This window comes from Flavobacterium sp. CFS9, assembly GCF_041154745.1.
In the GTDB taxonomy this organism is placed as follows: Bacteria; Bacteroidota; Bacteroidia; order Flavobacteriales; family Flavobacteriaceae; genus Flavobacterium.
In genome coordinates this window covers 491,665-511,510 of record NZ_AP031573.1, presented here as the reverse complement: position 1 = coordinate 511,510, position 19,846 = coordinate 491,665, and the positions used below count along the sequence as shown (strand labels likewise).

Genomic DNA, 19,846 nt, shown 5'->3' with positions numbered 1-19,846 from the left:
TTTCGCGGGTTCGTAATGAAGTCGATATGGTTAGGAAATTACTTTAAGAAAATACCAGTGAAAATATTGGTTGGCAAACTACTGATTATTTTTGTAAGTTTTTTCTTTTTTTAATATTTAACCATAAGGACTTCATGTTTTATTTCTTTTCGCAGACAGCTTATTGCATTAACCTCAACATCCTATATTTCAATCTTTTTGAGAGCTGCATATCTTTTTAAGGCTTCCAAATAATAGTAATCGGCATAGTCAAGCGGAGTGTCAATTTCTGAATTGTATAAAAAGGCTCCCACACTGTGTTTTAGCAAAAAGAAGCTGTTTTCTCCCGGTTTTGCCAGATAGGTGTCGGATGATAAGGATTTTAAAATGTCTTCGGCATAATCTATATATTTTTTGCCGTCTTTAACCTGAGTACTCAAATCGAGCAATGCCGAAGCAATTACAGCTGCTGCCGAAGCGTCTCTTGGTGCAAGGGCATCGGTATCCAGAGCATTGTGAACGTCAAAATCCCAAACCGGTATTTTGTCTTTTGGCATGCGGGGATGATTCATAATAAAAGAAGCAATATTTTCAGCCTGCTGTAAAAACCTAGGATTTTTGGTATTGGCATAACACATGGTATATCCGTATAATCCCCAAGCCTGACCGCGTGCCCAAGCCGATTCGTCGGTAACACCCTGATGCGTTCCTTTACGCAATACTTTACCCGTTTTCAGATCGTAATCGACCAAATGATACGAGCTGTAATCTTTTCTAAAATGGTTTTTTATGGTGGTCAGCGCATGGGTATTGGCCGCAGTGGTGTATTCAGGTTTGTTGAAAGCGTTGGCACTCCAATACAAATATTCCAGATTCATCATATTGTCGATAATCACCGGATAGTGCAGCCAGGTAAAATCCCAGGAGCGAATGGTTCCCACGGTTGGACTAAAACGGGCGTAAAGATTAGCGGCACCATCTGCTAATGCCGGAAGATAAATCTTGTCGTGAGTAATTCTGTAGGCATTTCCATAAGAACAATAGAGCATAAAACCTACGTCGTGTGTGTTTTTGATATTTCGAATAGAATCCAAAGCCAGTGTAAACTTTTTAGCTTCATCGGCCAGAATTTTGTCACCCGTAAGCTCGTAGCCGTACCATAAACTTCCCGGGAAAAAACCGGTTGTCCAGTCCGTCAAGCCCGCCAGTCTAACCGTTCCGTTAGGATTCACAGAACGTGGATTTTTTCCCGGCTGGTAAGTCTGTGCCGCTTTGTTTAACTGAAAGTGAATGGTTTGGGTTGCTTTTTTAAACCAAACCAAAGAAGGATCTTCCTGTTTTAGATTCGCGAAGGAGTTTATGGTAATAGCAGAAATTGCTAAAAACAGGCTTAGTTTTTTTTTCATTGTTTACTCTTTATAGATTTATAGTCTGTTTGTTCTAATGCTTTGATACAGCGAAGTTAGATTTGAGATTCAAAACCCTCTTTCAGTTTCTGTCATAAAACTTTCAAATTTGTGTAAAGAGTCTGTTTTTTGCAGGCTTAAGGCGTTTTTCAAAGATTTGATTCCTTTCAGAAGTTGATTTAAAAGGAATTTTTGAATCAGATTTAATTGTATAAAAGGACTTACCTTGAGTTAGAGAATGTATTTTCCTATGTGGTAAAAAGAACTATCACAGAAAAGAATGAGCAACAAATAATTTAGCACAATAGTTTACTTATCGATTAATTATATAATTTTGAAAATAGCAAATCAACACTATCGATTCCCTTGAGCAAAACTGCCATCCCCACTTTGTCTGTTTTAAATATACTTGGCGAGCAAACGTTTGGCATCACCCTGTTTCGACACAGTGTAAAAGGGCGTAACGAATTTGAACAGCCTCATAAACACGATTTCTATCTTGTTTTTTTCGTAGAGAACGGCTCCGGATTTCACAGTGTCGATTTTAAACAAACCAAAGTATCCGATTATCAGATTCATTTTGTGGGATCGGGACAGGTACACAATTGGTCGCTTGATGTCAATACCAATGGCTTTCAGTTGATGATTTCGCCCGAAATAATGACCGTTTTTTCCAATTTGTCGCAGCTGCCTTTTTTCGGACAGAGTTCACCATTTTGTCTTTCCTTAAATAAGAAGGACTTTCAGAAAGTTAAAAATCAGTTGGAGGAAATAGAATCAGATTTGCTTAAAGACGATCTATTGAACAAAGAAATAGTGTTATTAAGATTACACTTGCTGTTTAAATTATTGCAGAAAGAATATGTAGTTCATTTTCCCGATCATGATGTTGCTGCGAAATCAGAAAAAATTATAAAAAAATTCAAAGCACTGATTGAAGATCATTTTACCACAGAGTTTTCGGTGAATTTTTATGCCGGAGAATTGAATGTGACGTCCAATTATTTGAATATTCTTTCTCAAAAATTCTTGAACAAGTCTGCCGGAGATGTTATTAAAGAAAGGACCATTCTGGAAGCCAAACGATTACTGATCAGCACGGACTTATCTGTAAAAGAGATTGCTTATCAGTTAGGATTTAGCGATAATGGCTACTTTGCCAAAGTGTTTAAAAAATATATCGGAAAAACACCAACAGATTTTAAGGAAAATTATAATTTGTACCATTCTTATCATTAATCTTCCTGTTCCGGTTTTAAAAAATTAAGTGAATTTTGCAGTTCACCATTATTTCTTGAGAATCAGTTTCTTAGAAATATTACATATTAATAACCGATGAGCGACAACAAAATCAACCGAAAGCAATTTTTAAGAATGGGAGCGGCAGCAACAGGAGCCGCATTGTTTTCCGGAATAAGCAATACAGCAATGGCACATTCTCTCGAAGAGCCTGAAAATAGTACAGTGACTTCTAAAGAATATATTTTAACCAATGTAAGACTGGAAGACGGCTTTGAGTACAATGAAAAAAAAGAAGTAATTGCGACCAAAACAAGTTTGTATAATATACATATTGGTGATGGAAAAATAAAAAACATTACGACGGCTAAACCTGATGGGAAACTAAAAAAAGTAGATGCCAAAGGTCTTTTGATGCTTCCGGGATTGCGTGACATGCACATCCATATTGATAAAACTTTTTACGGCGGAAAATGGAATGCTGCACCTCGAAAAGGATTTACGGTAAAAGATATGATTACGCTGGAACAGAAGATTATTCCGGATTTGCTTGTAGATTCTCAGTACAAAGCAGAGCAGGCCATTCAGTTGATGAAAAGCCAAGGGAGTTATTTCGCCCGTTGCCAGTGTAATATTGATCCTGTGAGCGGATTAAAAAGTCTGGAGCATTTGTTGAAGGCTTTGGATAATAATAAAGACAGTTTTGGATGGGAGATTGTAGCTTTTCCGCAACATGGAATTTTATATTCGCAATCAGAACCTTTACTGAGAGAAGCTGCAAAAATGGGCGTAGATTTTATTGGGGGACTTGATCCTACCACAGTTGACGGAAATATGGAAAAATCGCTCGATACCATGTTTCAGATTGCAATAGACCACAATAAAGGAATCGATATTCATTTGCACGAATCGCCACCTTCAGGAAAGTCGGCCATCGAGTACATCATTAAAAAAACCGAAGAGAATAAACAATTACAAGGAAAAACCTATATCAGCCATGGTTTTGCACTGGCCAGAATGGATCCAAAAGATTTAGAGGGAATAGCCGAAAAAACGGGAGCACTGGGTATCGGAGTAATTTCTACAGTACCAATGGGAAAAACCATCATGCCTATTCCTACTTTGAAGAAATACGGTGTAAAACTGATGACCGGTACCGATAGTATTGTAGACCATTGGATGCCTTTTGGAACCTGTGATATGCTGGAAAAAGCAAAATTATGTGCACAATTATATGGCTGGACAGATGAATACAGCCTGAGCCGCGCTTTGCACATCGCGACAACAAATGAAATATTACCGCTTAACGATGCGGGCGCAAGAGTCTGGCCGGCGACAGGAGATGATGCACACTTTATTTTGGTAAAAGCAAGTTGTTCTGCCGAAGCAGTAGCCCGTCTGCCAAAAAGAGAAGGCGTATTTTTTAAGGGTAAAATGATAGCGGGACAGATCGGCGGATTGTAAATATATTTAATCTGAGTTAAAAACATAAAAAAACAATCAGGACAAAATGTACTGATTGTTTTTGTTTAAAATCGGTATTGAATTTATGATGAATTACCTCAGCATAAGGATATAGCGTAATTTTTTTATATACTATTTACCATTTGATGTACATACTGCCCCAGGAGAACCCTGCTCCAAAAGCTGTAATAACAAGATTATCTCCTTTTTTGAAATCGTTTTTGAAATCCCAAAGACATAACGGGATGGTTGCCGCTGTAGTGTTACCGTATCTTTGAATGTTTACTTTAAACTTTTCAATGTCAATTCCAATTTCCTCACTTACCGCCTGAATGATTCTTAAGTTAGCCTGATGAGGGATTACCCAGTCCACCATTTCAGGAGTCAATGAAGCTTTTTCCATTAGTTCTTTTGAAGTACCGCTCATGTTTCTCACAGCGTGTTTAAAAACGGTTCTTCCTTCCTGATGTACAAAGTGCTGTTTGTTTTGAATGGTTTCTTCAGTTGTGGTCAAAAGAGAACCTCCGGCACGTACAGAAAGGAATTCAGCACCTGTTCCGTCTGTTCTGAAAATGTTTTGATGAATACCACGACCATCTGTAGTAGGTTGTAAAAGTACAGCACCTGCACCATCACCAAATAAAATACAGCTGTTTCGGTCTTCATAATTAACGATCGAACTCATTTTATCGGCACCCACTACGATAACATTTTTGTATCTGCCGCTTTCAACAAAACTTGCACCTACTGAAAGTGCATATAAAAAGCCGCTGCAGGCAGCGTTAAGGTCAAATCCCCAGGCACTTTTTAGCCCTGCTTTTTCGCATACCAAACTGGCAGCGGGAGTAAGAATATGATCGGGTGTTGATGTTGCGAGGATAAGACAATCAATATCCAGAGGATTTATATCATAATTTTTTATTAAATCTTTAATGGCAAAAGAAGCCATGTCTGAGGTGGCCAGTGCCGGGTCATCTAATATTCTTCTTTCTTTTATGCCTGTTCGGGAGGTAATCCACTCATCTGTTGTATCTATTCTTTTTTCTAAATCAGTATTGCTTAAAACCGTTTCCGGTACATATCCTCCAATAGCAATAATGGAAGCTTTTGTTGTATTCATTGATTTTTTGTTTCTCTTTTAGTGTTTTTTTTATATTCTGACTTTCGGCCCAAAACCTTTCTTCAGTCCATTTTACAAGAGTTTTTCGAAGAATATGTAGTACGAGGGGCATCTTCATTTACAGGGGCGCAATTTAACAAATATAAAGATGCAAAAATCTCGGGATTTGTTAATTTACTTTTAATATTTCTATTTCACTTCATTATTAATAAAATCAAATCCTGTTTCGAATGATTTTGTTTCAGTTCTTCAATGTTTACCAAAAAGCAACCAAAACAGAACTTACAATTGGTCGCAAAAATGCTTTTTTGTTACGGTTCAGTTTAAAATCTCATTCTTTTAATAAATGAATGAGATTTGGTCTCAGTCATTGTCAAAAGTGCAATATGGATTAATTAACTCTTGTTTTTATAAAGATAATTCTATCTTTACGCTCAGATTCAGGTCTGTTTTTTCTTTAGAGAAAACAGTTAAAAGGGAATCAGGTGCAAATCCTGAACAGACCCGCTACTGTAAGTTCTGTAAAAGTCTTTAACGCTACTAATGCCATTGTTCGCCGCGGCGGATGAGAAGGCTGTTTAAAGATGGAACAAGTCAGGAGACCTGCCGGAATCACATAGTTTAAGACTTTCGTGGAGTAAAGTTGAACAACAATAAACGGACCTGTTATTTTTTAACGGGATCCTGCCTTATTGCTTTTTTGACGATCACATCCCGAAGTTTATTTAATTAAATCAGTGATGTGTAAGACCAGAAAATTACTTTTATTTCTTTTCGTATTGTTAGCTCCCATCGTGCTTCGATCGCAAACTACTAAGGATAGTCTGAGAGTTTTGAAAGAAGTACTTTTAAAAACAAAACCTTATCAGGAAGTAATTCCCGTACAAACTCTTTCAGGAGTACTGCTTGAAAATTTAGCCAGCCATAATGTTGCCGATGCACTTCGTTATTTTGCCGGAGTACAAATCAAGGATTACGGTGGTTTGGGCGGACTCAAAACGGTAGATGTACGTAATATGGGAACGCATCACGTAGGTGTTTTTTACGACGGAATTCAGTTGGGGAATGCCCAGAACGGAGTTACGGATTTAGGAAAATACTCCCTTGATGATATGGAATCCCTCACCATGTACAATGGTCAGAAGAGTGAAATATTTCAGTCGGCTAAAGACTTTGCAGCCGCTTCTACTATTTATTTGCGAACCAAACGACCAGTTTTTGAAAGTAACAGAAAGACCAATTTCTTATTGCGTTATAAAACCATGTCTATCAATTACAATGACCTTTCTTTTAGATTGGAGCAAAAATTAAGTGATAAAGTAAGTTGGAGTGCCAGTTCTGAATATATCAAATCTAATGGCGAATACAAATTCAGATACAAAAGAAACAATCTCGACGGTACTGTGGCCTACGATACCTCAGCCATGAGACACAATAGTGATATTGAAGCATTTCGTTTCGAGTCTGGTTTGTACGGGAAAATGAAGAACGGTACCTGGGACGCTAAAGTGTATTATTATGGTTCCGAAAGAGGAGCACCTGGAGCTATCGTAGAAAATAAGTTTTCGGATGGTTTCAGACAATACGATAAGAATTTTTTCGTGCAGGGGACTTTTATAAAAGATCTTAGCGACAGATATAAATTTCAGGCTAAAGCAAAGTATGCTTATGATTATACGCATTACGTAGCCCGAGACACCACCAGTGTATTGGGGGAAGTGGTTACCGAAGGCGCTCAATCTGACGATAGTTATTACCAACAGGAATATTATGTATCAGCAGTCAATTTGTACAAAATTTTACCTGCGTGGGATATTTCATTGTCAACGGATTTTCAGTACAACCGTCTTAATGCCAACAGAAAAGGGATAAAAACCTTGTTTTCTTATCCCGAGCGTTATACCGCTTTATTTGCACTGGCAAGTTCTTACAGACTGGATGGTTTTAAAGTTTTGGGAAGTGTCGTGGGTACGCATGTGCAGGAAGAAGTACGTTACAACGCCAAAGCTCCTGACAAAACAGAATTTACTCCCGCCGTATTTTTGGGTTACACTCCTTTTAAAGCGTATGATTTTAATGTAAGAGCTTTTGCAAAACGTATGTTCCGAATGCCCACTTTTAATGATTTGTATTATACGATGGTTGGTTCGAGCACTTTAAGACCCGAATACATGAATCAGTATGATGTTGGATTTACCTACAACATACCCGTGGAGAAAGGTTTCTTAGATCAGTTTTCTCTTCAGGTCGATGGGTATTACACCAATACTAAAGATAAAATAATTGCCGCACCAACCGGAAATTTATTCCGTTGGATGATGACCAATATCGGGCAGGTGAAAGGAAAAGGAATAGAGTCGGCTGTGGATATGAAAATGCATTTTGGCAAAGTAAATCTGACTACACATTTAACCTATACGTATTCAGAAAGCCGGGATTACACCAAGTTTGCCGGTTTGGAATTATCCTCTTATGGAGATCAGATTCCTTATACCCCCTGGCATAGCGGATCCGGAATATTAAATGCGGATTACAAGTCATGGAATTTTAATTATAGCTTTATATACGTAGGGAAACGATACAATGGAAATGTAAACAATATCAAAATTAATGAAGTGCAGCCTTGGTATACGCACGATTTGGCGGTTCAGAAGATGTTCACTTTTCATCAGTATAAAGTAAAAGGAACAATCGAATTGAACAACGCTCTAAATCAGCAGTACGAAGTAATTTATAATTATCCGATGCCGGGCCGTACTTTAAAATTTATAATCAGTATTGCACTATGAAAAAGAGAAGTATTCGATTCCTGTTTAGTTTATTTGTTGCTCTTCTTTTGGTTTCCTGTAGAGAAGAAGAAACTATTTTTTCCTCTTCAGATAAAAGTGTGGCCGCACCCAGAAGCGATGGTAACATAGAAGGATTTTATCTTTTAAACGAAGGCAATATGGGAATGAACCGCGCCAGTATTGACGTCTTCAATTACAGAACCGGAAATTATACCACTGATATTTATTCCGAACGCAATCCAACAGTCGTGAAAGAACTGGGTGATGTGGGCAACGACATAAAAATTTACGGAAACAAAGTGTATGCAGTGATTAACTGTTCTAATAAGGTTGAAGTAATCGATAAATGGTCCGCAAAACGAATCAAAAAAATAGACATTCCGAATTGCCGATATGTTACTTTTTACAAAAATAAAGCTTACGTAAGTTCGTATTCAGGCCCTGTCGCCATTGACCCCAATGCCGAAATTGGATTTGTAGCGGAGATCGATACGACTTCCTTAGAAATAAAACGCAAAGTGACCGTTGGTTATCAGCCTGAACAAATGGTGGTGTATAACGGGAAATTGTATGTTGCCAATTCAGGAGGTTACAGAGTGCCAAATTATGACAGAACAGTATCCGTTATCGATCTTGAAACTTTTACGGAAATCAAAAAAATTGATGTGGGGATTAACCTTCACAGCATGCAGGTAGACAGCAGAGGCGATATTTATGTAAGTTCCAGAGGTGATTATTACAACACACCATCTAATCTTTTTGTGATTGATACAAAGACGGATGAAAAGAAAATGCAGCTTGATATTCCTGTTTCAGCAACCTGTCTCGTAGATGATTTACTCTATTATTACAGTGTTTCGTGGAGTTATCTGACCAACAGTAATAAGGTTTCGTACGGAATATTAGATACAAAGACTAAAAAAGTGATTAACAACAAAATTATTACAGACGGTACCGATAAACATATCATGATTCCTTATGGCTTACAGGTAAATCCCGAAACGAAAGAAATATATATTACCGATGCCCAAAATTATGTGGTCACAGGCTACATCTACTGTTTCACTCCCGAAGGAAAATTAAAATGGAAAACTACGGCAGGTAATATTCCGGCACATATTACTTTTATAACTAAAAAGTGAGGTGTGAAAAGTGAGATATAAAAAGCGTTTCAAAAGCCCTCTTGCTGTTTTGTAAGAGGGCTATTTGTTTGAAGTTCAATACTTCGCTAGTGGTAATTTAATTAATGATTTTATAAAAATATCTCAATAATTGTTTTAGGTCACTTTTTTATGTCTCCGTAGATTTTTTTATTTTTCTTCTTTTGTAAGTAGAGGATTGATCCCTGGTAATACTGCTGACAAAATTAAACCAATGAGTTTAACTCTATTAATAACCATTAGTGACAATCCTGCATCTTGTAAAAGATCAAATTTTGTCTCAATGAAACCTGTTAAAATGATAAGTAAGCTTACAATTACTGCGATTTTTGATTTATTCATATAAAAAAATTAAAGTTATTTTTGAGGATCGTGTCTTTACCAAGTATTACCTGAAGTTCTAATCCATGAATTTGGAGCTATGCACCAGTAGATGTATCCGTTGGCTATTCGTATTTCACCAGTACTACCTGTATCTATGGCAGAGGCAGGAGCTATTTTTCCAATTCTAGCGTCTAAATATTCTTTTGTCAGCACAGCTTTTCCCGTAAGCTCAGCTTCGATAAGAGCATTCGTTACACTTGGGAGTGTAGCTAGACCGTTTTTTAAAACGGTAAGGGCATCTGATCTGGAAGGTGACCATTCAGTACTTGAATCACTTCTTCCATTTCCGATGTTAAAAATTCTATCAGTCCCAATATAACCAGAATTACTTCCAGGGGAATAATTGGTACTGTATTGCCCTAGTACTGTCTCAGCCAATGATTGCGCGATGTTGCCACTACCTGAGAGAACAGATGATGACTCACCTAAAGTTTTATTAGAATTTCCCCCTAAGATGACAGAACCATACGCTAGAGCTTCATTACTTTGTCCTCCAAGGACGTACGACCTTGAAATAGCTTTGTTTCCTTGTCCTCCTACAATAACAGCATAGTCTGCACCGTCTGTTGAATTACGATCACCTCCTCCAATATAAGAGTCATGTCCGCCAATCATTTTGTTATTGTGACCACCAGAAATAACACCGAAGCTATTCGCATTTGTGTTGTTGAAACCACCGCCAATAGTCGACCCAAAGCCAGTAGCTCCTACAGTTGAACTCTCTCCATAACTATTACTTAAATCTACAGCATCTTCGCCAATGTTTCCAAAATATGCTGCATTTCTGTCGGCTCTAATGATGCCAAAACCATTACCCTCATTTATTTTTATAAATGCAGGGGGTATCCCTGAATTTAAATCTATATCAAGATTACCATATTCATCGGCTGATTGTCCATTAATTACAAGAGGAATGTTTTTTTCTCGTTCAAGTGGATCAATCTGATCCCACATTGGAATAAGAATTTTTCTGTGAGGGTTTTCGATTTCACCGGCATAACTTAATTCAGCACTAAATCCATTGCCACTAAAAGTCAGGGATTTACTGTCTAAACTCATTTCTGAACCTTTATCACTCTGTACATAAATCCCTTTTCCATTAACTTGCGATTCTGACCCATAGTAATAGCTAGTCAATCTACCACGTTGAATCGTTGAATATTCCGAATCTTCTAAAGCAGGTCCAAATAGTATACCATCGGTAGGAGGATTTACCCCCGCAACAATCACATTCCCGATTTCAATCGTCCTGATTTTAACAATTGTATCAGTTGAATTGCCTGTTCCTAAAACCTGATCTAAATTTGGAGAACCTTTTAATGAGCTTTGAGGAATAAATTTTACAATATTATCACTGCCTCTAACAAGGACAGAATCTGCTTTTTTGCCAGGATTAACAGTGGCTAAACGTAAAGGTTTTTGAATAGTGTATTCTTGTGGTATTTGCACCTGCGCGAATGCTGTAAATGACAGAGCAAAGAGTAAAAATAAAAGTATTCTTTTCATAATTAAATGTGTTGATTAGTAATTTTTAGAGCTCTTTTTTCAAGAACTGTGAGGATTTTTTTTTTATGGGTATTTACATTTATGCATTTGTATTTACGCTAAAACTTTCAAGTAAATTTGTATCACCGCCAATATAATATCCATTTATCCAGGTTTTTTCAACAAAGCCCTGAACGAGATCATTTATTTCAAGTGTGTATTCTTTTGTAACATCAGTATTGTTGGGATGCTTGAAAACGGATAATTCCCCGGTTCTAATAAACTTAGATCTAATAAAAAATTCTGAGTGTGCGTTTGAATCAGTTTGGTGGTTTTGTAAAGCTTGCAAATTGGCTTTATTTTCTAAAATATCCTGTAAGCCATTGATTTTTTCTGTTGGGATCTGTTCATCCTTATGCCAAAAGCTTAACCATGTAGCGTGGAACTGCTTTTGCGTAGGTTTTGATCTGGTTTTGAACCAGCTCAGAATAGTATTTATATTTGTTGCCATTATTGCTTGTTTTAATTTTTTTTGTTTAAAAGTGTATTGGATTATTCTTCAATATGGTATTTGGGATCAATCGTGATGAGGATTCTTTTGAATAGCTGTATCAAACGATTTCTGATCGACTTCAAAATCAAAGTCATAGCATCGAAATTTTCTACTTCTTTTTTTGTCTTTATAGCTATAATATTACTGATGATTGAAATCCCGTCACTAACAATTAGCAAGTCCATTACAATGGTGACAAACCATTTGAAGTTGTAATTGAGTCCCTTGCTCATTAAGGCCAGAGCGGTTGGGATTAAAAGTACAGCCAGTTTGGAAACAAATCCCAGGGCCAATTTTTTAAAGCTAAAAGGATTATTCAATACGATGGTTTTGACAATGCCTAAAAAAGTATCCAATACCATTAAATAAAACAGCACTTTCACAATTTCCGCATCCATTTCCAGGTAAATAAAAATTCCGTAAAGCAATAATTTTAATTCATTTGAATATTCTGCAATTTTATGCATCATCATAGGTTTAGGGTTGAATTAATCTTCTACTATAGATTTTTTAGCGTGATCAAAATCAATTACGCTTAGCAGGTTGGTAAATCTCTTTCCGAAAACGGATAAGGTATTGTCTCTCTCGTTTTCGCCTAGATTGTCACTGATCGTTTCCTGTACAACACCAAATTTATGGACAGAAGAGTTGGTTATAAAATTGTCGTTAAGTAAGGCACCAGCGACCATATTTCCACTGATATCAATACTTAAGCTGAGTTTTCTTAAATAATTGAGAAAACCTTTCCATTTGATGGCGGCATAGATAAAAGAAATGGGGTAAACGCCAAAAGAGCAAATTAAGGCAAACAAAAAAAGGATCCATTCGGTGTAATGTTTTTTCGAAATAAAAAGGATTGGTATTATAAGAACGGCTATTTGGGCTATGATCAGGATGGTCATCAAAAGCCACAGCAGTGCTAGAGTGGTAAAAATAAATTTTACAATTTTCATAGAGTTTGTTTAGGTTAGAAAAGGGAGATAAGGAATCTTTTGGGGGATATTCCCCCAAAAGAGTAATAGAGTTTATTCTAGTGGAGTTTCTTTCGTATTGTGAGCAACGATCCCTGAAATAACGTAATTGTCTACATTTTCAACATCCAAAAGAGCAACTTCAAGAGGTTCTTCTCTGAATACAATCGATGCAATAGGTATAGTTTTTCCGAGTTTATCAATCAATAACATCGTTTGCTGTACATTTTTAGCAAGCATCCATTTTAGATTTTCACCATCTTCGGTTACCAAAAGCGGATGTTCTCCTGTAACTTTAATTGTGGTATCTGGGGTTTTAATTTCATAGAAATTGGGTTGAATACTTGTTTTTTTGTCGGTTACAGTTACCTCCGCCTTGGCTGCTTCAGTTAGTTTTCCGTTCCAAGTCATATAGTCGCCCTCAGACTCATCAATTTCATTTGGAAAAGAGAACCCTTGTAGTTTATCGCCAATGACAATATTTTTTAACTTTTTGGATTGCCCTGACGCCATTGTTACAAGAGATTCTATATCGAAACATTGAGGATCATACGGAGGTACAATTTTACTAGCTTCTTCACTAAATTCAGATTCATTCCCATCTTCACCTAATGCTTGTATTTTGTAATAATAGGTGTATACTTTTTGATTTCCACCATAAAAGTCTGTTTGGCTGGTAGACCTTATGTCAGCAAATTCTGCGGGAGAATCATCCGTTTTATCTCCTATTCTTCTAATCAATCTATAACTAATAGGGGTGTAACTTTCTACAGGTTTCCATTTAATAATAACCTCATTGCCTTGGATATCAATGGGTAAAATAAAAGTTGGTACAGGAATTACCTTAGGAGTAATTTTAGTAATTGTGCTGCCATTTGAAATATTTCCTGCAGCGTCTTGAGCAAAAACGGTAAAAGTATAGGAATTTTCTGCGGTTAGCCCTGTAGCAGTGTAAGTATCAATGTTACCTACTGAAATAGGATCACCCTCGTTTATAGATAATAAGTAGTTTGTCACCGTTACATTACCAGTAGCTTTTGTCCAGCTTAGAGATACATTGGAACTGGTAGCTTTTGTTATTGTTAGATTTGTTGGAGGAGCTGGTTTTGTTGTATTATTTGGAAGTCCTGTATATTCAATGAAATGAACTACACTATAAGGGTTAAGAATTGAAAACTGCTGACCTCCGCCTTCTGGAGCTGAATAATTACCTGCTCTTCGTGCGTCTTCTTCATAAGGCTCAGATATCCAGTCTTCACTACCAGTAGAACCTGTACCAGAAAAGAGTCCAACTGCATGTCTGTGACTTGGTATTTCATCAATTGTTAAGGTTTTATTTTTTGCACCTCCTGGCTTTTCAATTTGATTGAATTCTGACTGAGTGTGATCAAATCCTACAGGCATTCTTCCTCTCAAAGGAGCATATTCTTGCCAGCCTTCCGGGATTTGATTAGCAGGTCGCCCCCAGATAGCAATCATTCCTTTTGGTATTGCTGTCGCAGATTTGTTTTTTAAAGCTTCAATTTCGTTTAATATCGACTGGATTAATGTATTATTCTTAACAACCTGATTTGCATTATTTAATAATAACAAAGTGCCGCCATCTGTGAAGTCTACATTATTAAAATTTACTTTTCCTTGTACAGTTAAATTTCCCGTCATGGCTTTTGAGCCGTCAAGAGGAAGATAATCTTTTTTAATATTGATGACGTCTGACTTAAGAGTAGTTACGTCTGTTTTGATACCTGGAAAATATTTATTAATTTCTGCAATATCATCAGTTGCTTTTAGAATTTTTTCTTTATTCGCATCAATTTGATCCTGAAGTGTTTTCAAGATACGTTCGACAGCAGGAATATCCTTAATCGTTCTAAAATCTTTCAACTGATAATACCTTACTTTTAAGTCATCTCTGTCGATTTCAGGAGCTGCTTTGCCCGCAGTATATTCAGATAATTCAATGTACACGGCTTCAAAATCGAAATAAGCAGTTTGAGATTTTCCTGTTCCGTAAACCAGGTTTGTGCCTGTTCGAATTGTTTTTAGATAGCCTGTTATAGTAGTATTTCGGATAGGATATAAAACGCCTTCTTTTAAAAAATCTTTTTCATCATGTACTATAGCCCAACCGTCTCTATTGGTTGTTGGTTCGGTGATAATACAATTTTCGCCGATTGCAACGCCAAAATGAGCTTTTAAAGCTCCAAATAACTCCGTCCTGTAGGCGGTTTGAAGTCTTTCTAAAGTTTCCTGTTCAAGAGGAAAACCTCCTTCATGGCTAAAATTTATTTGTTTCATTTTTTATTTGTTTTAATATATGTTGTTTATTCGTTTTAATGCCAATGATTTAGTTAATCATTAATAGTTTTTTGAAGCGTTTTTTTAGTCCATGATTTCCTGTACGTAACAATAGCTTTCGTAACTTTTTCCGGCCAGTTTATAGAAATTGAGTAAGTTGTGGTATGCGGTGTCAGTCACCTGAATAGCTGCAGTTTTTGACATCCATACCTCTTCATTAGGCTGTATTTCTATAGTTCCGCTTTCTATTAAATGTTTAGGAATAAATACCCTAAAATTGGCATAATTTACTTTAGTATAATCTTTGCGATGCGCGAGAAAAACAGGTTTGTTATCTCTGTTTTTAAGTTCATTATTATTAAAAATGCTTAATTGCGGTCTCATTAAAGACCCTTTTATTACCTTTTTGTCGGGAGAAATAATATCCGGTTCGTAATATTCTTTATTTAGATACACATATTGTACAGTTGGTCTGACAGATTCGTCTATGTAGATTAACTCTTCTAACCTTTTTTGCTCCATACTCAGATTAGGATCATAATTTTTTGAGGAATTAAAAGCATCATTAAGCATTTTTTCCAGATAAATGACCTGTCCGGTATGCTGCATTTTGTATAATATCTCTTCATAAATTGTACGAAGCGGAGCCAGTAAAACATGGAGCCATTCCAGATGCGTTTTTTTTCTGACGACAGGGGGGATGAGCCATAATATTAGCTTCTCCCATTTTAAAACAGTATATTTATTCATAGTATAGGTATTAGGCTATTGTTTGTCTCGGTAAAATGTATAAGGAATGTAATTTACCTGTACCTCTAAGGCATCCAGATCAAAATAGCCTGAGTTAGGGATAAAGTATTCTGTTTTAGTAACATTTTCTAAAGGAGGGTTTACCTGATCATTTGGATTTTTGGCCCAGCTGGTTTCGACTTTATTTACAACCGGGATTTTAATACCCGGCGTATTTTGTAAAGCATCAACAAAATAGGTTTTTACAAAAGCGCCATTAAACTCAATACTTTTTAAATGTTCTTTAACGGCATCTTGTACCGGGTAGACATTCTCGTTTTGAATTAAGGATCCATTTTTTGGATTTGCAGGATTTGCAGGATCAATAAAAATAGTTAGCGGATCAACATAAACAGTTAAATTTAATTTTAAGATATCACCGTTATCAGAAGAGATAAAGATGTGGTTGCCGGCATCTTTAATTTTGGTCATGTATTCTTTGAAAGCGTAGAGTTCATTGGGAACATCAATTCTGGAAATTTTGTCCCCTTTTACAGTAGCTACTTTTAAAAATACGACCCCCACTTTGTTTCGGAAGTAATCAGAAAAAATAGCTTCCCGATCTTTCCTCTTTGTAGGATCGAGTACGGTTTCCAGATCAATTTCGCTTACTGCGCAATGTTTGATTATTTTTGATTTTTCGATCTCCGTTTCGTCAAGACCCGTGGTATCAAATTGATACGAACCATCTTTCCAGACGAGTGGTATTTTGTTTAAAGACAGACCATAATGAAAATTTAAGGCCTGGCTTCTGTACCAGTTTAAAGTATGCGGTCTTGAGATCAGCGCATTTTTTTCTACTATTTTTTCGTGAATCCAGATAGCGGTGGCGACTATGTTGATCCAAAGTTTCCAAATAGCAGTTTTTGAATCTGTTAAATTGTTTAAGGAAGATTGCTTTCCTTTCTCAATCAGAATTTCGTTCTGTATTTCAGCAATTGTACGTGCCATATTTTAATTTTTTGAAATAGTTTAGCCTGTAAGACATGTGTAATATGCTTAGAGATAATGGTTTATGTTTGTTTGTAAATACTACAGAGCAGTAGTTTTCTTTTAGAGATTTCTAAAAGGAGAAATGAATAGGTCTTGTTATTGGGTAATCTGAGTTTTTAGTACTATTGTTCGGCTTGTTTTATTCTAAACAAGTTGCTAATAAATGATAAAATCGTCTTCGATAATCATATAGTCGATTCCGGAGAAATTATCCAGTAAGTACTGTTCTTCTTCAGTAATAGCTGTGGCAGGCTTTAAGTTTCGGGTATTGTAATATTCGACAATATCTTTTTTGAAAGCTTCGCGGCCTATTTTTAAATCTTCGTAAACAGAAAGGTCTTCTGTAAGGTTAAATCTGTCGTTGTCGTCTAAAAGGTCGAATACTTTTTCAATACTCCCATATTCCTGTATCGAGACGTCAAAAATGTTTTGATTTTCTTGTGGTTTAATAGTTTCCATCGATTTTAATGTTTTGTAAATCGTTGACATCTAATGTTTTTACATGAAAGTTGTCATACGATAATTGTTTGTCTATTTCGTTTTCCAGTCTTAATCTGGAGGTTGCATCCGGGCTGTTGATGTATTTTTTTATTCCTACTCCAAGAATAGGAAACTCTTTATAACTTCCTTTTTGACTTAACAATAGATGTTCTATGTTTTGCTGATCTGCATTTTTAATAGAGAAATCTCCATTGGTGATCAGCAAGTCATCTTCTATGATAAAATCTTTCATATGTTGTTATTATTTGTTTTTTTGTTAATGAATAGCTTCTTTGAATCTGCGCGCCATACTCAAAAAATGCCCTTTATTTGATACTGTAAAAATACGCCCGAATTTGTCTTTTACCAAGATTTTAAGGCTGATGAATCAGTAGTTTCAGTAAGTTGATTTTTGGTTTTAACTTATTGTTTTTAAGTGTTTTATGTTTGTTTTTTTGAAAGAAATATAAGGTTTTAACTCCGTGGGATAACCATGTCAAGAAGGACTTTAAAAATCATTTTTAGAATGTTATTTTTAATAGCATTCAGTTTTATTTTTGATATTCCGGTCGTTTGAAGCATTTGAAATTCCATTAAATGGAACTGGCTTTTTAACAGCCATTCTAAATCCTCTTCAGTTAAATTTCCGGAGGAGAGAAGAAAAAGCCAGCGTTCCAATTTCTCTCCGGAGGTTTCTAAAAAAGTGTTCAGATCCTTCTCCAGTTCGAATTTGTTGTCTTTATAACTTTCTGTTATAATAATTTTCAGTTTGCTTTTTAATTGATCTAATAATGAATCGTTGTGCATTGTTTCAGGTATTGCTGTTGATTAAATCTAAAAGAGCATCTTTTGACTCTTTATCTTTTTTGGCTTCGTATTGAATCAGTAAATCCAGAGCTTGCAAAACTTGTTTTTCTGATTCTTGTATAAAAACGGGAGATAAAACTCCTTTTGTTTCCCATCGTTTGAAAAAACCGGCCACAAGATTCTTTTCTTTATCGTTCAGTATTTTCCACATCGAAAAAGTGATTTCGTTATGGAGTTTGTTTTTTTCGTATTCCGTCAATTTTTCAATGTCAAGTAGTAAAGTGTTTATTTCGACTTTATGAACCGCAAATGGAGTAGTGGCTTTCTCCATTAGTTTAACCGTTTCGATTTTTACTGCAATTGTTTTTTGATAGGAATAAAGGTCGAATGGAGCTGTTTTTGTGGAAGTGCAGGAGGTAATGGTAAAAGCCAGTACAAGTAGGAGAGCTGTATAGGTTAATTTGAAAGGTTTCATTTGCGTTATTTGTATAAGATTACGTAGTTTTTTCGGTCACGTTTTAATTTGCTAAGCACCTTCCAGTCGCTGTACCCTTTTTTGTCAAAGTGAGGGAGGTCTTTAAAAGTTTTCCAGTCCCCGCCCCAGTTCCAGTTATACTTTTTAAAAATTTCGACACATTCCTGCCAATCCGAAACCCGGTCGTTGTCCCAGTCTTTTACTGTATCCCAGGAAGCCGTTTTGCCGTCGATAATTAAACAGATATCGACTGCAAAACCATAATTGTGAATCGATTGCCCGCCTTTGGCATTCGTCACTTTTTTCCCGGGTTTGGTTCGGCCAAAAGCGTAAAGATCCTCCTGCTCCTGAAAAGATCTGAGTCCTTGGGTAATTCTGACTTTTGCTCTTCCATTCAGAGCCAAATCACATTCTTCAATGATTTTGGCCATTTCTTCCCTGACTGAAGGATGTAATAAATTAATGCGTTTTTTGGTAGTTTGATCCATATGTATAGGTATTAATGATTTTAGATTTTGGGCATAAAAATTCTATCCTGACTGTTCAGAAAAACTGTCAAGCTATTTTTTGCGGATAAAATGATGAGTGTGTTGAAATTTATTTACGATTAAAAACGAATCGTTGAATAAATTCTGAAGATGTACTTTTTATGTTTTTTGAAAAAGGAAAAATATTTTTTGTGATACTATAAAAATACGTCGAAATGACGAGCTTTAAAATTGATTTTTCTTTGTAAATCAGTAGTTTCAGTAGAGATGTTTATGCGTTTTTAGGATTTTATTTTGCAGATAAAAATGAAGACGAATGATGAAAAACACCCGTTTTTCGAAAATTGAAAACAGGTGTTTGTATTTGCAAATTAGATGCCTTTGGTTCTTGGGAAGCATTTGTTTCGGTAGAATCATTTCAACATCTTATGAATGAAGTTTATGTAAAGGTTTAATATTTAAACTCTGCCACATAGTCTCCATCTTCCCACTCTCTTTTTAACATTTTTATCATGATGTTAATAACACAAATCATGTCATCAGTGTATAAAGGAGCAGTCCATTCTACCTGAGTTTGCGGCCAGTCTTTTATTTCTTGCATTTTATTGAGTTTTTCAGGAAGTAGTTTTTCTCCTTCTTGTTCTATTAACTTTTTTGCTAATTCCAGTACCTCAATTACTTCAGATTCTCTTTCAGGGATAAAAGCTAAATGATAATTAAATAAAACATACATAACTTTTTGTTGATGTCCTCTCATGATTTCATCAAAATCTTCGAAAGTTTCTAAGTACCATTTCGGTTTATCTTTTAACCCAATTTGTTCGAAGGCATTTACAATAAATGTACTAATAATTTCAAATTTAGATTCTCTAATTCTAAATCCTTTGTTTTTTTCGTAGCTTATATATGTTGTACTTGGCATAGTGTTACATTTATTGTAGCTGTTAGTACTACAAAAAAGTGTTT

The 19,846-nt window shown here is 35.9% G+C and carries 20 protein-coding genes and 1 riboswitch; of the genes, 4 read left to right on the top strand and 16 right to left on the bottom strand.

Annotated features, from left to right (window positions below; genetic code table 11):
• Window positions 1-182: 182 nt before the first annotated feature.
• Window positions 183-1,385, bottom strand: coding sequence for a glycoside hydrolase family 88 protein (locus tag ACAM30_RS02060; RefSeq protein ID WP_369617005.1), 1,203 nt, complete (start codon window positions 1,383-1,385; stop codon window positions 183-185).
• 366 nt (window positions 1,386-1,751) lie between these two features.
• Here ACAM30_RS02060 and ACAM30_RS02055 point away from each other — a divergent pair, with 366 nt between their 5' ends.
• Entirely contained in the window at window positions 1,752-2,624 is an 873-nt protein-coding gene (locus tag ACAM30_RS02055; RefSeq protein WP_369617004.1) for a helix-turn-helix domain-containing protein, read from the top strand.
• 96 nt (window positions 2,625-2,720) lie between these two features.
• Window positions 2,721-4,088: an amidohydrolase gene (locus ACAM30_RS02050; protein WP_369617003.1), complete on the top strand. Its 1,368-nt coding sequence runs from the start codon at window positions 2,721-2,723 to the stop codon at window positions 4,086-4,088.
• 136 nt (window positions 4,089-4,224) lie between these two features.
• Here the strand turns inward: ACAM30_RS02050 and ACAM30_RS02045 are convergent, their stop codons facing one another.
• Window positions 4,225-5,208 (bottom strand): beta-ketoacyl-ACP synthase III, encoded by a 984-nt coding sequence (locus tag ACAM30_RS02045; RefSeq protein WP_369617002.1) that lies wholly within the window; start codon window positions 5,206-5,208, stop codon window positions 4,225-4,227.
• Window positions 5,209-5,633: 425 nt separating this feature from the next.
• A riboswitch (cobalamin riboswitch) is annotated at window positions 5,634-5,834 on the top strand.
• A gap of 114 nt (window positions 5,835-5,948) precedes the next feature.
• Between ACAM30_RS02045 and ACAM30_RS02040 the strand changes: the two genes are divergently transcribed.
• Window positions 5,949-7,997, top strand: a complete 2,049-nt coding sequence (locus ACAM30_RS02040; RefSeq protein ID WP_369617001.1) for a TonB-dependent receptor — start codon at window positions 5,949-5,951, stop codon at window positions 7,995-7,997.
• Entirely contained in the window at window positions 7,994-9,139 is a 1,146-nt protein-coding gene (locus ACAM30_RS02035) for a YncE family protein (RefSeq protein ID WP_369617000.1), read from the top strand. The genes ACAM30_RS02040 and ACAM30_RS02035 overlap by 4 nt, the downstream gene beginning before the upstream one ends.
• Window positions 9,140-9,307: 168 nt before the next feature.
• On the opposite strand, the gene ACAM30_RS02030 is transcribed toward ACAM30_RS02035, so the two are convergent.
• From ACAM30_RS02030 to ACAM30_RS01965, 14 genes are all read right to left on the bottom strand, one after another.
• Window positions 9,308-9,499 (bottom strand): hypothetical protein, encoded by a 192-nt coding sequence (locus ACAM30_RS02030; protein ID WP_369616999.1) that lies wholly within the window; start codon window positions 9,497-9,499, stop codon window positions 9,308-9,310.
• 36 nt (window positions 9,500-9,535) lie between these two features.
• Complete coding sequence (locus ACAM30_RS02025) at window positions 9,536-11,047, bottom strand: hypothetical protein (RefSeq protein WP_369616998.1); 1,512 nt, start codon at window positions 11,045-11,047, stop codon at window positions 9,536-9,538.
• A 79-nt stretch (window positions 11,048-11,126) separates the two neighbouring features.
• On the bottom strand, window positions 11,127-11,537 hold the full coding sequence (locus tag ACAM30_RS02020) for a hypothetical protein (protein ID WP_369616997.1): 411 nt from the start codon (window positions 11,535-11,537) through the stop codon (window positions 11,127-11,129).
• A 41-nt stretch (window positions 11,538-11,578) separates the two neighbouring features.
• Window positions 11,579-12,052 (bottom strand): phage holin family protein, encoded by a 474-nt coding sequence (locus ACAM30_RS02015; protein ID WP_369616996.1) that lies wholly within the window; start codon window positions 12,050-12,052, stop codon window positions 11,579-11,581.
• A gap of 15 nt (window positions 12,053-12,067) precedes the next feature.
• Window positions 12,068-12,532: a hypothetical protein gene (locus tag ACAM30_RS02010; protein ID WP_369616995.1), complete on the bottom strand. Its 465-nt coding sequence runs from the start codon at window positions 12,530-12,532 to the stop codon at window positions 12,068-12,070.
• Window positions 12,533-12,604: 72 nt separating this feature from the next.
• Window positions 12,605-14,848 carry a fibronectin type III domain-containing protein gene (locus ACAM30_RS02005; RefSeq protein ID WP_369616994.1) on the bottom strand — a complete coding sequence of 748 codons (2,244 nt, stop codon included), beginning with the start codon at window positions 14,846-14,848 and terminating at the stop codon, window positions 12,605-12,607.
• An 84-nt stretch (window positions 14,849-14,932) separates the two neighbouring features.
• Window positions 14,933-15,598 carry a hypothetical protein gene (locus tag ACAM30_RS02000; RefSeq protein WP_369616993.1) on the bottom strand — a complete coding sequence of 222 codons (666 nt, stop codon included), beginning with the start codon at window positions 15,596-15,598 and terminating at the stop codon, window positions 14,933-14,935.
• Between the two features lie 15 nt (window positions 15,599-15,613).
• On the bottom strand, window positions 15,614-16,588 hold the full coding sequence (locus ACAM30_RS01995) for a hypothetical protein (protein WP_369616992.1): 975 nt from the start codon (window positions 16,586-16,588) through the stop codon (window positions 15,614-15,616).
• Window positions 16,589-16,786: 198 nt separating this feature from the next.
• Window positions 16,787-17,089, bottom strand: coding sequence for a hypothetical protein (locus ACAM30_RS01990; protein ID WP_369616991.1), 303 nt, complete (start codon window positions 17,087-17,089; stop codon window positions 16,787-16,789).
• A complete protein-coding gene (locus ACAM30_RS01985; RefSeq protein ID WP_264530896.1) occupies window positions 17,076-17,363 on the bottom strand; it encodes a hypothetical protein in 288 nt (95 codons plus the stop codon). The genes ACAM30_RS01990 and ACAM30_RS01985 overlap by 14 nt, the downstream gene beginning before the upstream one ends.
• Before the next feature lie 221 nt (window positions 17,364-17,584).
• Window positions 17,585-17,917, bottom strand: a complete 333-nt coding sequence (locus ACAM30_RS01980) for a hypothetical protein (RefSeq protein WP_369616990.1) — start codon at window positions 17,915-17,917, stop codon at window positions 17,585-17,587.
• A 4-nt stretch (window positions 17,918-17,921) separates the two neighbouring features.
• Window positions 17,922-18,392, bottom strand: a complete 471-nt coding sequence (locus tag ACAM30_RS01975; RefSeq protein WP_369616989.1) for a hypothetical protein — start codon at window positions 18,390-18,392, stop codon at window positions 17,922-17,924.
• 5 nt (window positions 18,393-18,397) lie between these two features.
• Window positions 18,398-18,880 (bottom strand): M15 family metallopeptidase, encoded by a 483-nt coding sequence (locus ACAM30_RS01970; RefSeq protein WP_369616988.1) that lies wholly within the window; start codon window positions 18,878-18,880, stop codon window positions 18,398-18,400.
• 451 nt (window positions 18,881-19,331) lie between these two features.
• Entirely contained in the window at window positions 19,332-19,802 is a 471-nt protein-coding gene (locus tag ACAM30_RS01965) for a hypothetical protein (protein WP_369616987.1), read from the bottom strand.
• Window positions 19,803-19,846 lie beyond the last annotated feature (44 nt).